Annotated in this window: 16 protein-coding genes; 5 read left to right on the plus strand and 11 right to left on the minus strand. The window is 67.9% G+C overall.

Features of this window, described 5'->3' with window-relative positions; translation table 11 throughout:
• Positions 1-3: 3 nt before the first annotated feature.
• Positions 4-210 (plus strand): hypothetical protein, encoded by a 207-nt coding sequence (locus RYH79_RS02645; RefSeq protein WP_370895953.1) that lies wholly within the window; start codon positions 4-6, stop codon positions 208-210.
• A gap of 20 nt (positions 211-230) precedes the next feature.
• Here the strand turns inward: RYH79_RS02645 and RYH79_RS02650 are convergent, their stop codons facing one another.
• Genes RYH79_RS02650 through RYH79_RS02670 form a run of 5 tightly spaced genes read right to left on the minus strand, consistent with a single transcriptional unit; the run spans position 231 to position 6,734 of the window.
• Positions 231-1,535, minus strand: coding sequence for an ABC transporter ATP-binding protein (locus RYH79_RS02650; RefSeq protein ID WP_370900744.1), 1,305 nt, complete (start codon positions 1,533-1,535; stop codon positions 231-233).
• Between the two features lie 11 nt (positions 1,536-1,546).
• Entirely contained in the window at positions 1,547-2,608 is a 1,062-nt protein-coding gene (locus tag RYH79_RS02655) for an ABC transporter ATP-binding protein (RefSeq protein ID WP_370895955.1), read from the minus strand.
• Positions 2,605-3,756, minus strand: coding sequence for an ABC transporter permease (locus RYH79_RS02660; RefSeq protein WP_370895957.1), 1,152 nt, complete (start codon positions 3,754-3,756; stop codon positions 2,605-2,607). Before RYH79_RS02660 ends, RYH79_RS02655 begins: the two co-directional genes overlap by 4 nt.
• On the minus strand, positions 3,756-4,736 hold the full coding sequence (locus tag RYH79_RS02665) for an ABC transporter permease (RefSeq protein WP_370895959.1): 981 nt from the start codon (positions 4,734-4,736) through the stop codon (positions 3,756-3,758). The genes RYH79_RS02660 and RYH79_RS02665 overlap by 1 nt, the downstream gene beginning before the upstream one ends.
• A 36-nt stretch (positions 4,737-4,772) precedes the next feature.
• The gene (locus RYH79_RS02670) at positions 4,773-6,734 is read right to left on the minus strand and encodes an ABC transporter substrate-binding protein (RefSeq protein WP_370895961.1); all 1,962 of its coding nucleotides are present in this window, start codon (positions 6,732-6,734) and stop codon (positions 4,773-4,775) included.
• Between the two features lie 318 nt (positions 6,735-7,052).
• Here RYH79_RS02670 and RYH79_RS02675 point away from each other — a divergent pair, with 318 nt between their 5' ends.
• Entirely contained in the window at positions 7,053-8,090 is a 1,038-nt protein-coding gene (locus RYH79_RS02675; RefSeq protein ID WP_370895963.1) for an NAD(P)/FAD-dependent oxidoreductase, read from the plus strand.
• On the opposite strand, the gene RYH79_RS02680 is transcribed toward RYH79_RS02675, so the two are convergent.
• From RYH79_RS02680 to RYH79_RS02705, 6 genes are all read right to left on the minus strand, one after another.
• Complete coding sequence (locus tag RYH79_RS02680; protein WP_370895965.1) at positions 8,087-8,884, minus strand: DUF4097 family beta strand repeat-containing protein; 798 nt, start codon at positions 8,882-8,884, stop codon at positions 8,087-8,089. The two genes, RYH79_RS02675 and RYH79_RS02680, sit on opposite strands and share 4 nt — an antisense overlap.
• Positions 8,885-8,981: 97 nt before the next feature.
• Positions 8,982-9,191, minus strand: coding sequence for a YgaP-like transmembrane domain (locus RYH79_RS02685; RefSeq protein WP_370895967.1), 210 nt, complete (start codon positions 9,189-9,191; stop codon positions 8,982-8,984).
• A gap of 26 nt (positions 9,192-9,217) precedes the next feature.
• Complete coding sequence (locus tag RYH79_RS02690; protein WP_370895969.1) at positions 9,218-9,661, minus strand: acyl-CoA thioesterase; 444 nt, start codon at positions 9,659-9,661, stop codon at positions 9,218-9,220.
• 40 nt (positions 9,662-9,701) lie between these two features.
• Complete coding sequence (locus RYH79_RS02695; protein ID WP_370895971.1) at positions 9,702-12,149, minus strand: GAF domain-containing protein; 2,448 nt, start codon at positions 12,147-12,149, stop codon at positions 9,702-9,704.
• The gene (locus RYH79_RS02700; protein WP_370895973.1) at positions 12,146-13,255 is read right to left on the minus strand and encodes an FIST signal transduction protein; all 1,110 of its coding nucleotides are present in this window, start codon (positions 13,253-13,255) and stop codon (positions 12,146-12,148) included. Before RYH79_RS02700 ends, RYH79_RS02695 begins: the two co-directional genes overlap by 4 nt.
• A 182-nt stretch (positions 13,256-13,437) precedes the next feature.
• Positions 13,438-14,295, minus strand: coding sequence for a 3-hydroxyacyl-CoA dehydrogenase family protein (locus RYH79_RS02705; protein WP_370895975.1), 858 nt, complete (start codon positions 14,293-14,295; stop codon positions 13,438-13,440).
• Between the two features lie 143 nt (positions 14,296-14,438).
• On the opposite strand from RYH79_RS02705, the gene RYH79_RS02710 reads away from it, so the two are divergent.
• The 3 genes from RYH79_RS02710 to RYH79_RS02720 all read left to right on the plus strand — a co-directional run bounded on the left by RYH79_RS02710 (position 14,439) and on the right by RYH79_RS02720 (position 17,086).
• Positions 14,439-15,335 (plus strand): DUF7409 domain-containing protein, encoded by an 897-nt coding sequence (locus RYH79_RS02710; protein ID WP_370895977.1) that lies wholly within the window; start codon positions 14,439-14,441, stop codon positions 15,333-15,335.
• A 90-nt stretch (positions 15,336-15,425) separates the two neighbouring features.
• Positions 15,426-16,244 carry a class I fructose-bisphosphate aldolase gene (locus tag RYH79_RS02715; RefSeq protein WP_370895979.1) on the plus strand — a complete coding sequence of 273 codons (819 nt, stop codon included), beginning with the start codon at positions 15,426-15,428 and terminating at the stop codon, positions 16,242-16,244.
• Positions 16,244-17,086, plus strand: a complete 843-nt coding sequence (locus RYH79_RS02720; protein ID WP_370895981.1) for a class 1 fructose-bisphosphatase — start codon at positions 16,244-16,246, stop codon at positions 17,084-17,086. The genes RYH79_RS02715 and RYH79_RS02720 overlap by 1 nt, the downstream gene beginning before the upstream one ends.
• Positions 17,087-17,196: the final 110 nt, after the last annotated feature.

Below are 17,196 nucleotides of genomic sequence, written 5' to 3' on the forward strand. Positions count from 1 at the left end.
ACGATGGTCGGGGCGCTCCGCTTCGTCTCGCTGCTCGTCGGCGCGCTGTCGGCGCTGACGCTCGTCTTACTCGTCGCCGCCGGCGTCGCCGCGCTCGTCGGCAACCTCGGGGTCGGCCGACAGCTGTTCGGCTCCGTCGTCGGCCTGTGGCTGGCGCTCGTCACCGCCGGCGCCTTCCTGTTGCTCCTCGACCGTCTCGTCACCGACTGAGAAAAACCGCGTGACGCCGGCTACTCCGCCTCGGCGGGCTCTTGTGCCCAGTCGGCCGTCGACTCCGAGGGGTCGGTGTCGTGCTTCAGACACGCGGCCGCGTGGCCGGCCGGCGTCGGCCGGGGTGACGGGTTGGTCTCCTCGCACGGCGACTCGAACTCCGCGGCCAGCCGCTCGGCCGCGTCGGACACCTCCTCGCGGACGATCTGGTCCAACGCCTCTTCGACGGCGGCTTCGGCGTCGCGGTCACCGATCCGCTCGGGAATGTCGTGTTCCCGGCGGAGTTCCGCTCGCATCTTCCGGGCGTCCTCGTCGGTGGCGGACTCACCGTCGTCGAGGCCGACGAACTCGCGGAGTCCCTCCAGCTCGATCCCCTGACGCTCGATCGACACCCGGAGGTCCATCACGCCGCGGTAGGCGGCCTGGTCGATCTCCAGCCCGTCGGGCTGGATCACCTCCGGACACCGGGTGTAGAAGTTACAACCCGACGGCGGGTTCGACGGCTCCGGCACCTCGCCGGTGAGCCCGGAGTCGATTCCGCGGCTCGTCGGGTCCAGCGTCGGGATCGCCGACAGCAACGCCTTCGTGTACGGGTGTTGTGGGTCGTTGAAGATCGTCTCCGTGTCGGCCAACTCGACGATCTCACCGAGGTACATCACGGCCACCCGGTCACACACCTCGCGGACGACGGACATGTCGTGGCTGATGAACAGGATCGAGAGGTTGAACTCCTCCTGAATGTCCTTCAGCAGCGAGATCACGTCCGCTTGGACGGAGACGTCCAGCGCCGACACCGGCTCGTCGGCGACGATCATCCGAGGGTTGACGACCAACGCCCGCGCGAGCGCGACACGTTGCTTCTGACCGCCCGACATCTCGTGTGGGTAGCGATCGGCGTCGTCCGCGTTGAGCCCGACACGCTCCAACAGGTCTCGAGAGATCTCCTCGCGGCGCTCCCGGGGGCCGACGCCGTGGATCGACAACGGCTCCGCGATCGACTCCCCGACGGTCATTCGAGGGTCGAAGCTGGAGTCCGGGTTCTGGAAGATCATCTGTGCCTCCCGGCGGAACCGCTTGAGCTCCGTGTCGTCGTACTTCGTGATGTCCTGCCCGTCGAAGATCACGGAGCCGTCCGTCGGGTCCTCGAGTCTGAGGATCGACTCTGCGGCCGTCGACTTCCCACAGCCGGACTCCCCGACGAGCCCGACCGTCTCCCCGCGGTCGACGGAGAAGGAGATTCCGTCGACGGCGCGTACGCGGCCGACCTCGCGGTTGAGCAGTCCCTTCGTGATCGGGAAGTGTTTCTTCAGGTTGCGAACCTCCATCAGCGTCTCGCTCACTGTCGCTCACCTCCGTCTGCGCGGGTCTCCCCGACACCGCCACTACTGGGCCCGAGTCCCTCGGCTTCCGCCACGTCGTGAGCCGGGCCGTAGTAGACACAGGATGCCGTGTGGTCCTCGCTGCCGTCGACGGGGTACATCGGCGGCTGGTCGCCGGCCGAACAGCCCTCCGTCGCGTACTCACACCGGGGGTTGAACCGACACCCCTCCGGCGGATCCGTCGGGTCTGGCAACGACCCGTCGATCCGACGCATCGAACTCCCACGGCCGGGGAGACACTCGATCAGCGCCTTCGTGTACGGGTGCGAGGGGTTCTCGAACACCGACTCCACGTCGCCACGCTCCATCACCTTCCCGGCGTACATCACGACGACACGGTCCGCGATCTCCGACACTACGCCCAGGTCGTGGGTGACGAAGATGACGCTCATGCCGAACTCCTCTTGGAGGTCCTCCAACAGGGTGAGGATCTGCGCTTGGATCGTCACGTCCAGCGCGGTCGTCGGCTCGTCTGCGATCAGCAGGTCCGGGTCCTGCGCCAACGCCATGGCGATCAACACGCGTTGCTTCATGCCGCCGGAGAACTCGTGGGGGTAGTCGTCGATCCGCGCGCTGGCCTCCGGAATGCCGGTCCGGTCCAGCAGGTCGACGACCTTCCGGCGTACCTCCGACTTCGACATGTCGTCGCGGTGGATCCGGAACACCTCGCCGATCTGGCGGCCCACCTTGTAGACGGGGTTGAGCCCGTTCTGTGGGTTCTGGAAGATGTGGCTGATCCGGTCACCCCGGATCTCCTGGAGTTCCTCGTGTGACATCGAAGTGAGGTCGATCCCGTCGAACGTGACGGATCCCTCGACGATCTCGCCGGGCGGCATGTCGAGAATCTTCGTCACCGACTCGCTGGTGACGGTCTTCCCGGAGCCGGACTCCCCGACGATGGCGACCGTCTCGCCGCGACGAACGTCGAAGTCGACGCCGTCGACGGCACGGACGGTCCCCTCCTCGGTGTGGAAGTGGGTCTTGAGTCCCTCGACCGCGAGCAACGGGTCGCCGTTCATAGCCCACCACCCTGCTCGATCTGCTGGCGCGGGTCCATCGCGTCACGCAGCGCCTCGCCGACGTAGTAGAACGACAGCACCGTCAGGAACAGGAAGATCCCGGGCAGCGTGGTGATCCACCACGCGCTGGCCAAGTTCGACTGGCCGTTCGAGATCGTCCGTCCCCACGAGTACACCGTCGGGTCGCTGAACCCGAGGAACGCCAGCGCGGCCTCGCCCAGGATGAACCCCGGAACGAGGATGGTCGCCGAGATTATGACACTGTTCGCCGAGTTGGGGATGAGGTGTCGCCGGACGACGTACATCATGTCGGCGCCCGACGCGAGCGCCGCCGTGATGTACGCCTCCGAGGACCGTTGGAGCGCCTCGCCCCGCACGGTCCGTGCGACCCCCTCCCACGAGAGGAACGAGTACACCATGATGATGAGCCAGAGCTTCGCACCGAACAGGTACACGAGCAACAACAGCAGCAGGAAGCTGGGGAACACGGACTGGACGTCGACGTACCGCATCAGCACCTCGTCGAGCCAGCCGATGTCCATCGCGGTCGCCAGCGCCGCGACGGCGCCGACGACGGAGCCGATGACGACGGTGAACACGGTCGAGATCAGCCCGACCTGCATACTGACACGCATTCCGTAGACGATCAGCTTCAGGATGGACTGCCCCTTCCCGGTCGTCCCGAGCGGGAACTTCCAGGTCCCGGTCTTCGCAACGCCGCCGATGGTCGCGGTGATCCCGACGGGCGGACGGATCCGGTTGGTGAACCGTACCTCCGGCGGCTCGAGGACGAGCGGCCCGATCAACCCCGTGAAGAACACGAGCACGAGGAAGCCGGCGGCGAACACCGCCACGCGATTCTGTTTGAACCGCTTCCAGTAGAACCCCCGCATTCGTGGGTTCTGGTACAACGGGAGGACCCCGTGGAAGAACATCGCCACGATCGTGCCGGCGAACAGCCACTCCACGCTCAACACGTCCCAGCTGCCGATCAACGGCCCCTCGTTCTGGAGCACGTAGTGGTCGTACAGGAACGTCACGACGATCGCGCCGTACACCAGCAGCTCCGCGACGGTCTCACGCGACAGACTGAACGACGAGACGTCCTGATCGTCCCAGTCGATGTTGTCGAAGGTGTCCGTCGCCATCAGCGATCACCGTAGTCGATGCGTGGGTCGAGCACCACGTAGGCGATGTCCTCGAGCAGGTTCCCCACGATGGCGAGCAGCACGCCGATCAGGCTCGTTCCCAGGATCAACGGAGTGTCCTGTTCGACCAGCGCGGTGAACGACATCAGTCCGAGCCCGGGAATGGCGAAGATCTGCTCGATGATCACCGATCCACTCCAGAAGATGGCCAGCAGTTGGCCGACGAAGCTCGTCGACAACGGCACTGCTGCCATCCGGAGGACGTGCCAGATCATCAGCCGGTAGTCGTCGGCCCCCTTGGCCTTGGCGACCTTCACGAACTCCTGGTTCATCTGCTCGATGGCCTGCGCCCGGCAGTACCGCATCTGGAACGCCAGCGACGCCGTCAACAGGACGAACATCGGGATGATCAGCTGTTTCAGGTTGGCTATCGAGAACCACCCCTGTTGGGCTGGTACGCCGCTGTTGTAGAACGTCGGTATGAAGTCTAACGGCACTCCTAACAGGATGATCAACAACAGCGCGAACCAGAAGTTCGGAATGCTGATCCCGAAGAACCCGACGAACGACGCGAGGTAGTCCGTCTTCGTGTACGGCTTGTACGCCGAGTACAACCCGAGGCCGTAGCCGACGACGGTCGATATCAGCAACACGGGAATGGCGTACTGGGCGGTGTACGGCCACGCCGACAGGATCGCCGGGATCACGTACTGTGATCTGGAGTCGGCCCACCCCCAGTTGAGCGTCACCATGTTGACCATGTAGTTCATGTAGCGTTCCGTCACCGGTTGGTCGAGGTTGTTCCGTTCGCGGAAGTCCTCTCGACACTCCTCTGGGTTCTCACCGACGGCGGCACAGCTCATCGTGGCCCGCATCTGGCCTTGGTTGGGGGAGGCCGCGAGCAGACCGAACGTGAGCGACAGCGCGATCCACGCCACCACGAACGTCCACAGGAGTCGTTTGGCGATGTACCACTTCATAGATACTGTGTGGGAGGGGAGGTCGGTTAGCGTACTCTACCGGCCGGGGTTACCGTCGGAGAAGTACATCCTGTCCTTCTCTTGGTCGACGTAGTAGCTGGCTGCCGGGTTGTCCGGCTTGCCCAGCACCTCCGAGCGGTAGGCAGTGTAGTTGATCGGGTTGTACTCGAAGACAACCGGCCGTTCCTCCGAGAGGTACTGGAGCATCTCCGTGATCGTGCTCTGTGCGGCCTCGCGGCTGTCGGCGGTTCTCGCCTGCTCGCGGAGCCCGACGAGGTCACGATCCGGCGCGTACCCGTAGGCGTTGAAGTTCTCCTTCTCGCCGAACAACGCCGTGATCGTCCCCGCGGGAGTGAGCGGCCCGTAGCTGAACCCGAGCGTGAGCATCAGGTCCCAGGACTTCGAGGAGACCGCCTCGTCGTACGGACCGAAGTTGTACGTCGACGGGCGAGCGTTGTCGTCGCCGTAGCCGATTTCCTCCTGAGTGACGCCCTCGGCCGGATTGTTCGTCCGGAAGTAGTTCGACAGGAGGCTCGTCCAGGAGGTCGTGTTGATGTTCAGCTTGATGCCGACCTTGCTCAGCCGTTCCTTGAGGTACGACGCGCGGAGGTCGTCCGTCTCGTCGGAGACGTACGCCAGATCCAGTTCCAACTGGTTGCCGTCCGGCCCGACGAACGTGTCACCGGAGTAGCCGTAGTCACTGGAGGTGCCCTCCTTCAGCAGCTGACGTGCCTTGTCCAGCGAGCCCTCGAACGAGACGACGTCGTCCGGGTAGTACGGCCCCCACTTCGGGTACAGGGTGTCCTGAACCCCAGCGCGACCCTTGGCGATGTTCTCTGCGACGAACTCGTTGTGGTAGATGTGCGAGAGGGCCTGACGAACCTTCTTGTTCCGGAGTTCGCTCCAGCCGTTGACACGCTGGTTGATCCCGAGGTAGCCGGAGTAGGAGATGAACGGGTTCTCGTACAGGTCGACCCCCTCACGGTTCTGCCAGTTGCCCACCTTCGTGGACGGAATTCCGACACGGTCGATCCCGTCGGCCTTGACCGCCTGGCGGGCGGTCGAGGACTTGTCGAAGTACTGCACGTGGTACTCGTCGAAGAACGGTGCCTCGGTGAACACGTTCGGCACGGCGTCGTCCTCTTCGGCGACCTCACGCAGGTAGTAGTCCTCCGCGCGCTCGAACTCGTAGACAGACTGCTGTTCCCACCGCTTGAGGTCCCACGCACCGAGGTTCCCGTTGAACGTCGCCCGCAGGACTTCGTCGTCTTTCGACAACCCGTCGGCGTCCTGATCTTCGACGTACGGCTGTGCGACCTCCTTCGGGATCGGGATGATCCCGCCGAGCGGCTCGTTGTACGGGAAGAACGGCCGTGAATCCGGAATCGACGCCTCGAGCGTCAGCTTGTCCACCTTGTTGATCTCGATCGGGTCGTTGTTCTTCCCGATGGTGAACAGGTACGAGTAGGTGTAGCTCGCCCAGTCGGCCGTGAAGATGTTCTCGATGCTGTACACCCAGTCTTCGGCCGTGAACTGGCCGTACCCGTTACCCCACTCCAGGTTGTCACGGAGCTTGTACGTGATCGTCGTCAGGTCGTCGCTAACGTCGAAGCTCTCGAACCACAGCGGGAAGACGTCCTCGTACTCCGGGCTGTTGCGCTCGAAGCCGAAGTCCATCACCTGACTGACACGGTCACTCGTGTTCCCGTCACCGATTCGGAAGACGTTGAGCCCGTTGGCCGTCGACGTGCTGGAGACCTTGAACGTCCCACCCTTCGGAATCTGGTCGGCTCCCTCCTCCGTCTCGGCCGGGGTGTCGGTCCCCTTGACCGGCTCCGGCGTCGGGGTGTTCGCTTCCGTCGCGGTCTCCGTCGACCCGCCAGAACTACTGCTACAGCCTGCCAGCCCGACTGCGGCACTGGTGGCGCTGAGGTACTTCAGGAAACGCCGTCGGTCGTCCGACGTTTCGCTGCCGTTCTCGGAGTTGTCGTACGGCATGTTAGACGGTGTCAGTTCTCACGTACATATACCCTGTGGAATTCTCCCACGACACAAGGTGTGTGTTCACTCGAGAGCCGGCAATGTCTTCAAGAACCAGATATTGTTGCCGGATCAGCCGTGTGGTCGCCGTTCACTCCGGGGGGGTGTGACACACGACTGACACCGGATCGACGGTCGTCGTGTCGCGCGCGCCAGACGACGCCAGGTACCGACAGGACTGTCCACCGGTGTATCTCTCTGGACACTAGCGACACGACGGGTCGGCGTCGGGCCCCAGGTGAAGCGCTCTTGTGGTGCCCGCCCGTACACCGTCGTATGACACGAGTCGGCGTAATCGGCGCGGGTGCGGCGGCGGCGGCGGCAGTCTTCGAGCTGTCTGGCGCCGACGCGACGGCGGACGTGACGGTGTTGGAGAAGTCCGGTGGGCTGTGTGGTCGAGCGGCAACCCGTCGTCAGGGGCCGCTGACGTACGACTACGGCGCCAACTACGTCAAGTCGGACGACGACCGAGTGACGCGACTACTCACCGAACGGCTGGACGACGACGGACTCGCCGACGTGACGGAGCCGGTGTACACGTTCGGCGCCGACGGCGAGGTCTCTCCCGGCCGCGAGCCGGACGGGCACAAGTGGTCGTACGAGGCCGGACTCACCCAGATCGCAAAGCGGTTGTTCGCCCGGACGGACGCGACCGTCAACCGCCGGACCCGGGTCGAGACGATCCACCGCAACGACGACACCTGGCGACTGACCGACACGGACGGCGAGACCTGGGGGCCGTTCGACATCCTGCTGGTCAACCCGCCGGCGCCACAGACGGCGGCGCTGTGGGAGGCTGCCGACTGGGACCACCCTCTCCGTGCCCGGCTCGCCGACACGGTCTCGGCCGTCGACTACCGCTCTATCTGGACGGCGGTGTTACACTACGAGTTCCCGTTGGACGTACCCTACTACGCACTCGTCGACACGGAGAAGCAACACCCCGTCGGTTGGATCTCCCGCGAGGAGTGCAAGCGCGGCCACGTCCCCGACGGGGAGACGTTGTTGATCGTCCAGGCCGGCGCCGACTGGTCCCGCGAGCGGTACGACCACGACCCCGAGCAGAACGTCGCCGACCTCGCGGCCCACGCGGCCGATCTCGTCGGCGACGACAGGCTCACCGACCCTGCCTGGACCGACCACCAGGGTTGGCGGTACGCCCTCCCGGAGGAAGCCGTCGACCCGGCGCCGTTCGCCGACGCCGAAGCCCACGGTCTCTTCCACCTCGGCGATTGGGTGCCCGGCGAGGCCAGACTCCACGCCGCCCTCCGCGACGGACTGGAGACGGGCGAACGGCTGGCCGAGACGGTCTAGAGCCGCGACAACGAGATCTCGCCGGCACCTGCCTCCACCGTCAGCCGGTGGGTGCCGTCGCCCAACTGTCCGCTCACCCCCTCGTCGTCGTCCGTCAACGGGAGTCCGTCGACGTTCACCGACCCGAGCGCCGCCTCGGCGCTCACCGTCGCGTCCAGGTCGGGCGCCAGCGCGGCCGACAGCCTGCCGGTCGCCGTCGACAGCGTCGTGTCGCCTCTGATCGCCGACACGTTGGCGTCCACGTCGCCCGCGGCCGTCGTGATGCCGTCGACGCCCCCGACGTCACGGACGGTCACCTCGCCGGCGGCCGCCTCGGCGGTGACGAACCCGGGGACGCCGGTCACGGTCACCTCGCCGGCGGCGCTCTCGACCCGGGGGTCGCCGGCGACTCCCGTTACCCGGAGCGGGCCGGCGGCCGTCTCGGCGCGCTCTAACGGGAGTGACTGCGGCACCCGGAGGTCCACGTCGATCCGGCCCCGGGGCACGTCCGGCCGCCGACCACGGACACGGATTCGGTCGCCGTCACGCGTGACGGCGACGGAGAAGTCGTCGAGCCGGTCGCCGGGTGCCCGTTTCGTCGCCCGGACGGCCAGCGTCTCGCGGTCCTCGGCGACGACGGTCGTCTCGCCGGCCGCGACGGAGACGGTGAGCCCCGTCGCTCCGTCGACCCCGAGCGTCTCTTCGGTCTGTTCCGTCTGTAGCCCACCGCCACCCAGTCGGCCCCGACCGGCACAGCCAGCAGAGCCGACGGCGGCTGCCAGGGCGCCACAGACGCGGCGTCGTGTCGGTGTCACGTCGACAGTTCGACTCGACACCGACGTGAAACACGGCCGACTGTGTCCGTACGCGAAACACGGTTACGGCGTCGGAGAGCGCGCCGCCCGCACCCGGTCACTCCTCGGTCGTGTCGACGCCCAAGAGCGCGTTCAAGCCGCAGAACTGCGTCGTGACGTTGAACCCCGCGCCGAGCGCCGCCAGCCCGGCGACGAGTCCGGTCTTCCGTCGTCCCGACGCGAGCGCCCGGACGGCGACGACCGTCCCCACGACCGCGACCACGGCGCGCACCAGTCTGTCCGTTCCGCCGACGTTGTCTTCCGGCATACTCGTGTCTACGGCGGCCTCCGTATTCAGTCCTGCCGTTCCCCCGCGAGTGCAGCCTCCTGTAGCTCTCGACAGCGCTCCCCCTCGACGGTGAGCTCCGGCACCGTCGTCGGGTTCATCTCGTCGTCGACGGCGACGAACACGAAGTACGAGTCCGTCGTCTGCTCACGCTCTCCCGTCCGGGGCGACTCCCGGTAGGCGCGCAGCCGCACTCGGACGCTCGTCTCTCCGGTCGCGTAGGCGTACGACTCCACGACACAGATGTCCCCTCGTGGAATCGGCCGTTCGAAGTTCAGGCTGTTGATCCGTGCGGTGACGCAGGTATCGCCGGCGAGCCGCATCGCCGACATCGCTCCCACCTCGTCCATCCACTTGACGACATTCCCCCCGTGTGCGGAGCCGTAGTTGTTGACGTCGTCCGGCTGGACCCGTTCGCGGTTCTCGATGTACGTCTCGCTGACTGACGGCACGGAGAGAGACAGGCGCTCTACGGCCTTGAGTCTGGCCGGGTTACAGGACGATCCGCACGGTCGTGCCCTCGCCGGTCGTGTCGAACGCGACGGTCCCCCCGGAGTACCGGATCACCCGGTCGACGATCCACAGGCCAGCGCCGCTGCCGTGGACGAGTCGGGTCTCCTCGCCGGCCCGCAGTGGCTCCACCTCCGCCTCCGGGATCCCCGGGCCGTCGTCGCTGATCTCGATCACGGTCCGGTCGTCGTCCGTCTGCGCCGTCACCTCCACCCGGGGCGTCTCGGTGTCCGTGTGTTCGATCCCGTTCTCGACGGCGTGACGCACGGCGGCGTCGAAGTGCGGGTGGACGGAGACGGTCGCCGCCGGGAGTTCGCCGACGTGAACCTCCCCGTCCGGGGCGTCCACGGCCGTCGTCGCCGCGTCGACGATCTCCCGGAGACTCGCCTGTGCGCGCTCGTCGCGTCGGTTCACCACCTCGCGGATCTCCTTGGCGTGTTCCGCCGTCGACAACACCTGCTGTGCGGTGTCGACGATCCGTTCTGCGTGCTGGGCACACTCCGCCGGTCCGCGCTCGACGATCATCTCCGCGCGTCCTCGGACGACGTTGAGGTCGTTGCGAATGTTGTGCCGGAGAATGCGCGCCAGAACCCCGTCTAACACGTCTAACTCTCGTTGCTTGCGGACGATCTGGAGCGCCGACTCCGCGCTGGCCGCCAGCGTCTGGAGGATCTCGAACTCCTCGTTGGAGAAGTCACCGGGGAGTCGAGAGCCGCTGGCGAGTACGCCGTACTCCCCCAACGGCACGATCACCTCCGACTGCATCACGCTGCCGGGGTCGTACGCCGCCTCGTTCCCCGAGACGCTGTCGACACGTCTGGCTTCGCCCGACTCGAACACCTCCCAGGCGATGCTGTCGCCCGCCTCGAACGTCGGCACCTCCCCGTCGCCGAGCACCGCCTCCGTCGCGTCCGTCCAGGCGACCGGGGTGAGCTGACTCTCGGTGGGGTCGTGGCGCCAGACCGTGGTGTACGGCCCACTCGTCGTCTCTGCCACCCGCCCCACGAGCCGCTCGGCGACCGCAGCCGCCGACTCGGCGGTGACGAGCGACCGGGTGGCCGCCTGGACCTCCCGCAGCGACTGTTCGCGTGTCGTCCGGTCCAGGGCGGTCTGGAGCGTCCGCGCCAACAGCTTCCCGAAGTACTGGTCGGCCTCGTCGAAGGCGCCGCGCACCGTTGCCGACGCGATGAACACGCCGTGGCGCCCCAACGGCAGGATGAGCCCACTCCGGGCGGTCGTCGTGTCCGGCAGCCGGCCGTCGAACGTCGCCGTGTCGGAGACGACCACCGGCTCCCTCTCCCGGTAGACCTGCCAGACGACGGTCTCGTGGTCCGTGTACGTCGGTGGCCCGTCGTCTAGCGCCTCCGACGTGCCGACGGACGCCATCGGAACGAGCCCCTCGGTCCCGCGGTCGTACAGGTGGACGCCACACGTCGAGAAGTCGAGCACGTCCGCGGCCGCCTGCACGGCTCGACGACACACCGCCTCGCGGCTCTCGGCGTCGAAGAACGACCGGACGGCCCGGTAGAGCCGTTCCAGCGTCCGCTGTCGCTCGCGTTGTTCCGTGATGTCGACGTACAGCCCGAACTGCTCGTGGTCGGCCTCCGTCGCCGGCACCGGCACCGTCCGGAGCCGGAACACACGCTGCCCGTCCGGCGTCGGCCGCACCACCTCGCGTTTCACGGGCGTCTCGCTGTTCACCCAGGCGGTGTCCACGCCGTCCGGTCCGAGGGTCGGCCTGTCGGCGGCCAGCTCCGTCGCCGGCCCCCCGTCCAACACGCTCGTCTCGGCGCTGTGCCGGTCGTCGGTCGGGGCGTCGAACAACGCCGCGAGCGACTCTCCGACCGCCTCCTCGCGGTCACAGCCGAACGTCGCCTCGAACGCGGAGTTCACGTCCCGGACGACGGACTCCCCGTCGTGGGTCACCACGTTCACCATCGGCTCCGGCACCGTCTCCACGACCGCCTCGAACCGGTCGCGTTGGCCGCGGAGCTCACGCTCCACCTGTTCGGCCCGACAGGCGTCCGCCAGCTTCCGGTTGAGCGCACCCAGGGCGCCGACGGTGTTCTCGCCGATCCGGTTGCCGCGCTTCACCAGTACGAGCACGCCGAACCCCGGCAGCTCCAGGAGGTACACACGCGTCGACTCGCCGACGGACAGCATCTCCGGCAACGGGGGTGTCTCGTCGTGCTCTCGGAGCCAGTCGACGGCCGCCCGGTACCCCTCGTTGAGGGTCGGCCGCGCCGGGACGGACGCGACCGGCTCGTGCTCGCCGGCGTCGTCGTCGGCCAACACCGCCCCGGCCGCACAGTTCAGCTTCCGGAGGTACGCCGACAGTCCTTCGCGGGCCGTCTCCTCGAGGCCGTCCCCCCGGCCGACGGCCAACGAGATCTCGTACAGCACCTGCACCCGTTCCTGACGGGAGTTCATGACTCGTCCACGCTGGCGACGACAGCCGTCTTGTTGTAGTACTCCAGGTGGCCGTGGCCGTCGTTGGCGATCTCGCCGACCGTGAGCGCCCCCACCGGCGGCTCGCCGTCGTCGCCGATGGCCGCGAGCTCCCGCGAGAAGTCGTCTTCCAGGAACAACACCCGGGAGATACAGTCGAAGAACCACAGCGTGTCGTCGTCGCCCGCGCCGTCACTCGCGTCGTCGCGCGCCTGGCGAGCGGCCGCGACGAGCCGGTCGGGTTCCCCGTGGAGGACGTGGACGAACTCACCCTCCGGCACCGAGCCGAAGCAGTCGACGCTGCCGTCGTCGCCGACGGCGTACGGGTCTCGGACGACCGTCTCCGCGCCCACACGAGAGATACCGAACGGGTACGCCTTCGCCGTCTCGAAGAACTCCTCCCGGGTCGGCGTCTGCCCGGCGTCGTCGGCGACCACCTCGCAGTAGCGCTCGAACGCCGGCTCACTGTCCAGGGTCCGGACGGTCCGGCCGTCGGACTCCGTGACGCGGAACGGGCCGGCGATCTCCTGCCAGCCGTGGTGGACGCCGACGGAGCTCGACAACGGCGTCGCCGCCACGACGGCGCCGTCCGTCACCGGCCCGGCGCCCGTGAACAGACTCGGGCCGTCCGGCTCCGACAGCGGGCCGGCGCCGCCGCCGACGAACGTCACCTCGACGCCGTACGTGTCGAACAACCGGTCGACGAACGCGCCGACCCGGTCGGCGTGTGAGTCCACCAGGACGAACGCCGTCTCGTGGCCCCGTTCGGGCACAGTCGGGTCCAACTGGCTACGAATCTCGGCCGTCTCGTCGCTCAGCCCGGTCACCGTCTGGATCTCCGGCGCGACCGGGAGCCCGACGACGACCGTCGCCGTGTCCGTCCGTTCGCCGGCGCGGATCACCTCCGGAAACACGCCGCCGACGACCGGTACGTCGACGCTCCACTGGTCTGGCGCGAGCGCCTCCACTCCGGCCGGTGCCGCCGCGCCGACCAGTACGAACAGTCCCCGAACGCCCTCCTCGGCGGCGACCCGCTCTGCGACTGCTCGGACTACTGTCTCGTCTCCTGTGGTGTGCTCCTGGCGCATCCTCGTCCCATCGGTAACAGTCCCCGAACCGTGTTAACCGCTCCGACCAGAAATATCATTTAGCTGACTATTGGAGGCCCGTTGCCGCGGTCTGCCCGCAGCCCGACGGGGGTCTCAGCCCGGCCGTAGCTCCACGGCAGACAGACCGAACACGCGCCCCGGTCTAACGGACGAGAAGAGGGCTACTCGTACTCGTAGAACCCCTCACCGGTCTTCTTCCCGAGCTTCCCGGCGTCCACCTTCCGCTTCAACAGGTAAGCGGGCTTGTACCGGTCGCCCAGTTCCTCGTGGAGCGTCTGGCTGGCGTCGAGACAGATGTCGAGCCCGATGTGGTCGGCCAGCTCCAGCGGTCCCATCGGGACGTTCGTACCGAGCTTCATCCCGCGGTCCAGGTCGTCTCTCGTCGCCACACCCTCGTCGAACGCGCGGATCCCCTCGTTGATCCAGGGCATGAGGACCCGGTTGGTGACGAAGCCGGGCTTGTCGTCGGACTCCCAGGTCTCCTTGTCGAGGTCGGCCGCGAACTCGTGAGCGAGCGCGGTCACCTCGTCGGCGGTGTGTTCGCCGACGACCACCTCGACGCCGTCCATGATCGGGACGGGGTTCATGAAGTGGACGCCGACGACGAGTTCGGGGCGCTCCGTCGCGGCGGCGATGGTCGTGATCGACAGCGTGGAGGTGTTCGTCGCCAGCACGACGTCGTCGTCGGTGATCTCGTCGAGGTCCGCGAAGATCTCCCGTTTCACGTCGACATCTTCGACGGCGGCCTCGACGACGAGGTCGGCGTCGGCCAGGTCGCCGAGGTCGGTCGTGCCGGTGAGCCTCCCGCGGATCGTCTCGGGCGACTCGGAGAGCGCGTCCTCGTCGGCGAGTCGGGACAGTGAGTCGTCGATGCTGTCGAGCCCGTCGTCGACGAACGACCGTTCGATGTCGCGCATCACCACGTCGTAGCCGGCGGCCGCGGCGACCTGCGCGATGCCGTTACCCATCGTGCCGGCGCCGACGACGCCGACCGTCTCAACGTCGGAGAGTGAACGCATACGAGAGGGTGACACCGGCAGGGTCGTAAGCGTAGCGACAGCGAGCGACCGCGGTCGGTCCCCCCGTCGCCCGGGCGAACGTGGGGGTCGGCCACAGAAACGTTCAAGACGGGTCGTGGACAAGGGCCGACCAGTGACGCTCCGTGCCACACGACGCCGAGACTGACGACCTGGACCCGACGGAGCTGAAGTTCGTCGGGCCGGCGACGGCCGAGGTGATCGAGGCGGCGTCCTTCGGACCCGAGGCAGTCGCACGCAAGGAGGCTTCCTTCGGGATGTTGTTGGACGCCGGCGTCAACCACGGCGTGGCCGCTCGCATCAGACGAGAGCACTCGTTGCCGTGGTCGTTCGACACGGAGGCGGACCGCGAGGACCTGGACCGTCGCTCCGACCAAATCCGCGGGCTCGGTGACGGGGAGCGGGCCTGGGTGTCGGCCTCGACGGGTGACTGGGCGGACGCCGACGCCGACGCCCCGCCGACGAGCGAGGGCGCACGGCGCGACGACGGACCGGCACCCCGGGGCGAGTGGCCGGAGACGGCGCGCCCAGACGAAGGGACGGACGAGCCAGACAGTACCGGTGAGTGGCCGGAGACGGCGCGTCCGGACGAGGAGACGGACGAGCCAGACAGTACCGGTGAGTGGCCGGAGACGGCGCGCCCGGACGAGGAGACGGGCGAGCCAGACAGTACCGGTGAGTGGCCGGAGACGGCGCGCCCGGACGGGGTGGTACCGGACGACGAGGCGCCGAGCAGTGGCGGCCCCACGGACACGGACGACCGGACGCCGGCGACCGCGGACGGCTCCGGCGATCCGGTCCAGGCGGAGACGGCCTGGCGGGAGCGGTCGGCCCCGGTGCCGGTGTCGGAGCTGGACGGCGTCGACGAGACGGTCCGAGACAGACTCGCGGCCGCGGGGATCACGTCCGTCCGGTCGCTGGCGACGGCCGACTCGGCGGCGGTCGCGGCGGCGCTGGACCTCTCCGAGGAGACGGTCGCACAGCTCCGTGCCACCGCCCGGTCGTTCGCCGGCAGCCCCTGACGAAACGAGTTGTCACTCGCCTCCGAGTTACAGTTTTCTGGCCGACCACCGGGCGATTTATGATCCGCCGCGCCGCGACACACGAACGAGATGTTACCCGACGCCGACGACGCGATCACGCGGGACGGGAAGGCGCTAATCCTGGCGTACGACCACGGGCTAGAGCACGGACCGGTGGACTTCGAGCCGAACCCGGAGACGGCCGACCCGACGGAGGTGTTCGACCTGGCGACACACGACGCCGTGACGGCCGTCGCCGTCCAGAAGGGGATCGCGGAGGCGTACTACCCGGAGTACGCCGACGAGGTGAACCTCCTGACGAAGCTCAACGGCACCTCCAACCTCTGGATGGGGGAGCCGGACTCGGCGCTCAACTGCACGGTCGAGTACGCGGCCGAGGAGTTGGACACCGACGCCGTCGGGTTCACGCTGTACGCGGGCGCCAACGGCGAGGTAGAGATGGCAGAGGAGTTCCGCCGCGTCCAGGAGGCGGCCCGCGAGCACGACCTGGGCGTCGTGATGTGGGCGTACCCCCGCGGCCAAGGGCTGAAGAACGACACCAAGCCGGGCGTCATCAGCTACGCCACTCGGATGGGGCTGGAGCTGGGGGCCGACATTGCCAAGGTGAAGTACCCCGGCGACAGTGACGCGATGGCACACGCCTGTGACGTGTCCGGCCGGACGAAGGTGGTGATGTCCGGCGGGTCGAAGACGGACGACCGGGCGTTCCTGGAGACCGTCTCCGAGGCGGTCGAGGCGGGCGCAGACGGACTCGCCGTCGGGCGGAACGTGTTCCAACGCGACAACCCCGCGGAGATCTTGGACGCCCTGGAGGCGGTGATCTTCGAGGACGCCACCGTCACGGAGGCGTTGGAGTACACCGGGGAGACGGCCGTCGCCGGCGACTGATGACGGACGGAGTCGAGGCGGTGTTCGACGCGGTCGCCGCCGCCGCGGCGGAGGTACGCGCCGGGCTGCCGGAGCGACGCGGGTACACGGACGAGACGAACCCCTCCGGCGAGACGGTGTTGGCGGCCGACGTCTACGCGGACGACCGTCTGGAAGACCGGCTGACGGCGTTGGACGCCGTCGGCGCGTACGCCAGCGAGGAACGCGACGGGGTCGTCGACGCCGGCACGGGGCTGTCCGTGACGTGTGACCCGCTCGACGGCTCCTCGAACCTCCCGACCGGCAACGTCGTCGGCACGGTGGTCGGCGTGTACGACGACGACCTCCCGGCACGCGGTCGGGCGTTGGTCGCGGCGGGCTACGTCCTCTACGGCCCGGTGACGACGATGGTCGTCGCCCGCGACGATGTCACGGAGTACCTCGTCGAAGACGGCGCCCGCGAACCGGTCGGCGACGTCCAGGTTCCGGCGGAGCCGTCGGTGTACGGTTTCGGCGGCCGGGTGTCCGACTGGACGCCCGCCTTCCGGGAGTTCGTCCGCTCGATCGAGTCCGCGGGGGAACTGAAGCTGCGGTACGGCGGCGCGATGGTCGGCGACGTGAACCAGGTGTTGACCCGTGGGGGCGTGTTCGGCTACCCCGCCGTCGACGGCTCCCCGGACGGGAAGCTCCGGCTCCAGTTCGAGGGGAACCCGGTCGCGTACGTGGTCGAGACCGCCGGCGGCGCCTCCTCCGACGGCGACGGCTCGATCCTCGACCGGCCGGCCGACCGGCTCCACGGCCGGACCCCCGTGTTCGTCGGTAACGAGACGACGATCGACCGCCTGGAGTCGGCAGTAGAGTAGTCCCGCCACGCGACCAGGGTGGCCGCGTAGTCGTCCGGTCGAGCGACTGGAGTCCACAGCGGCGTCGCCCCGTCGGGCGACTGAAGTGGCCGGGTCGCGGAGACGCGGCC

The organism is Halobaculum sp. MBLA0143, from assembly GCF_041361465.1.
Lineage (GTDB): Archaea > Halobacteriota > Halobacteria > Halobacteriales > Haloferacaceae > JAHENP01.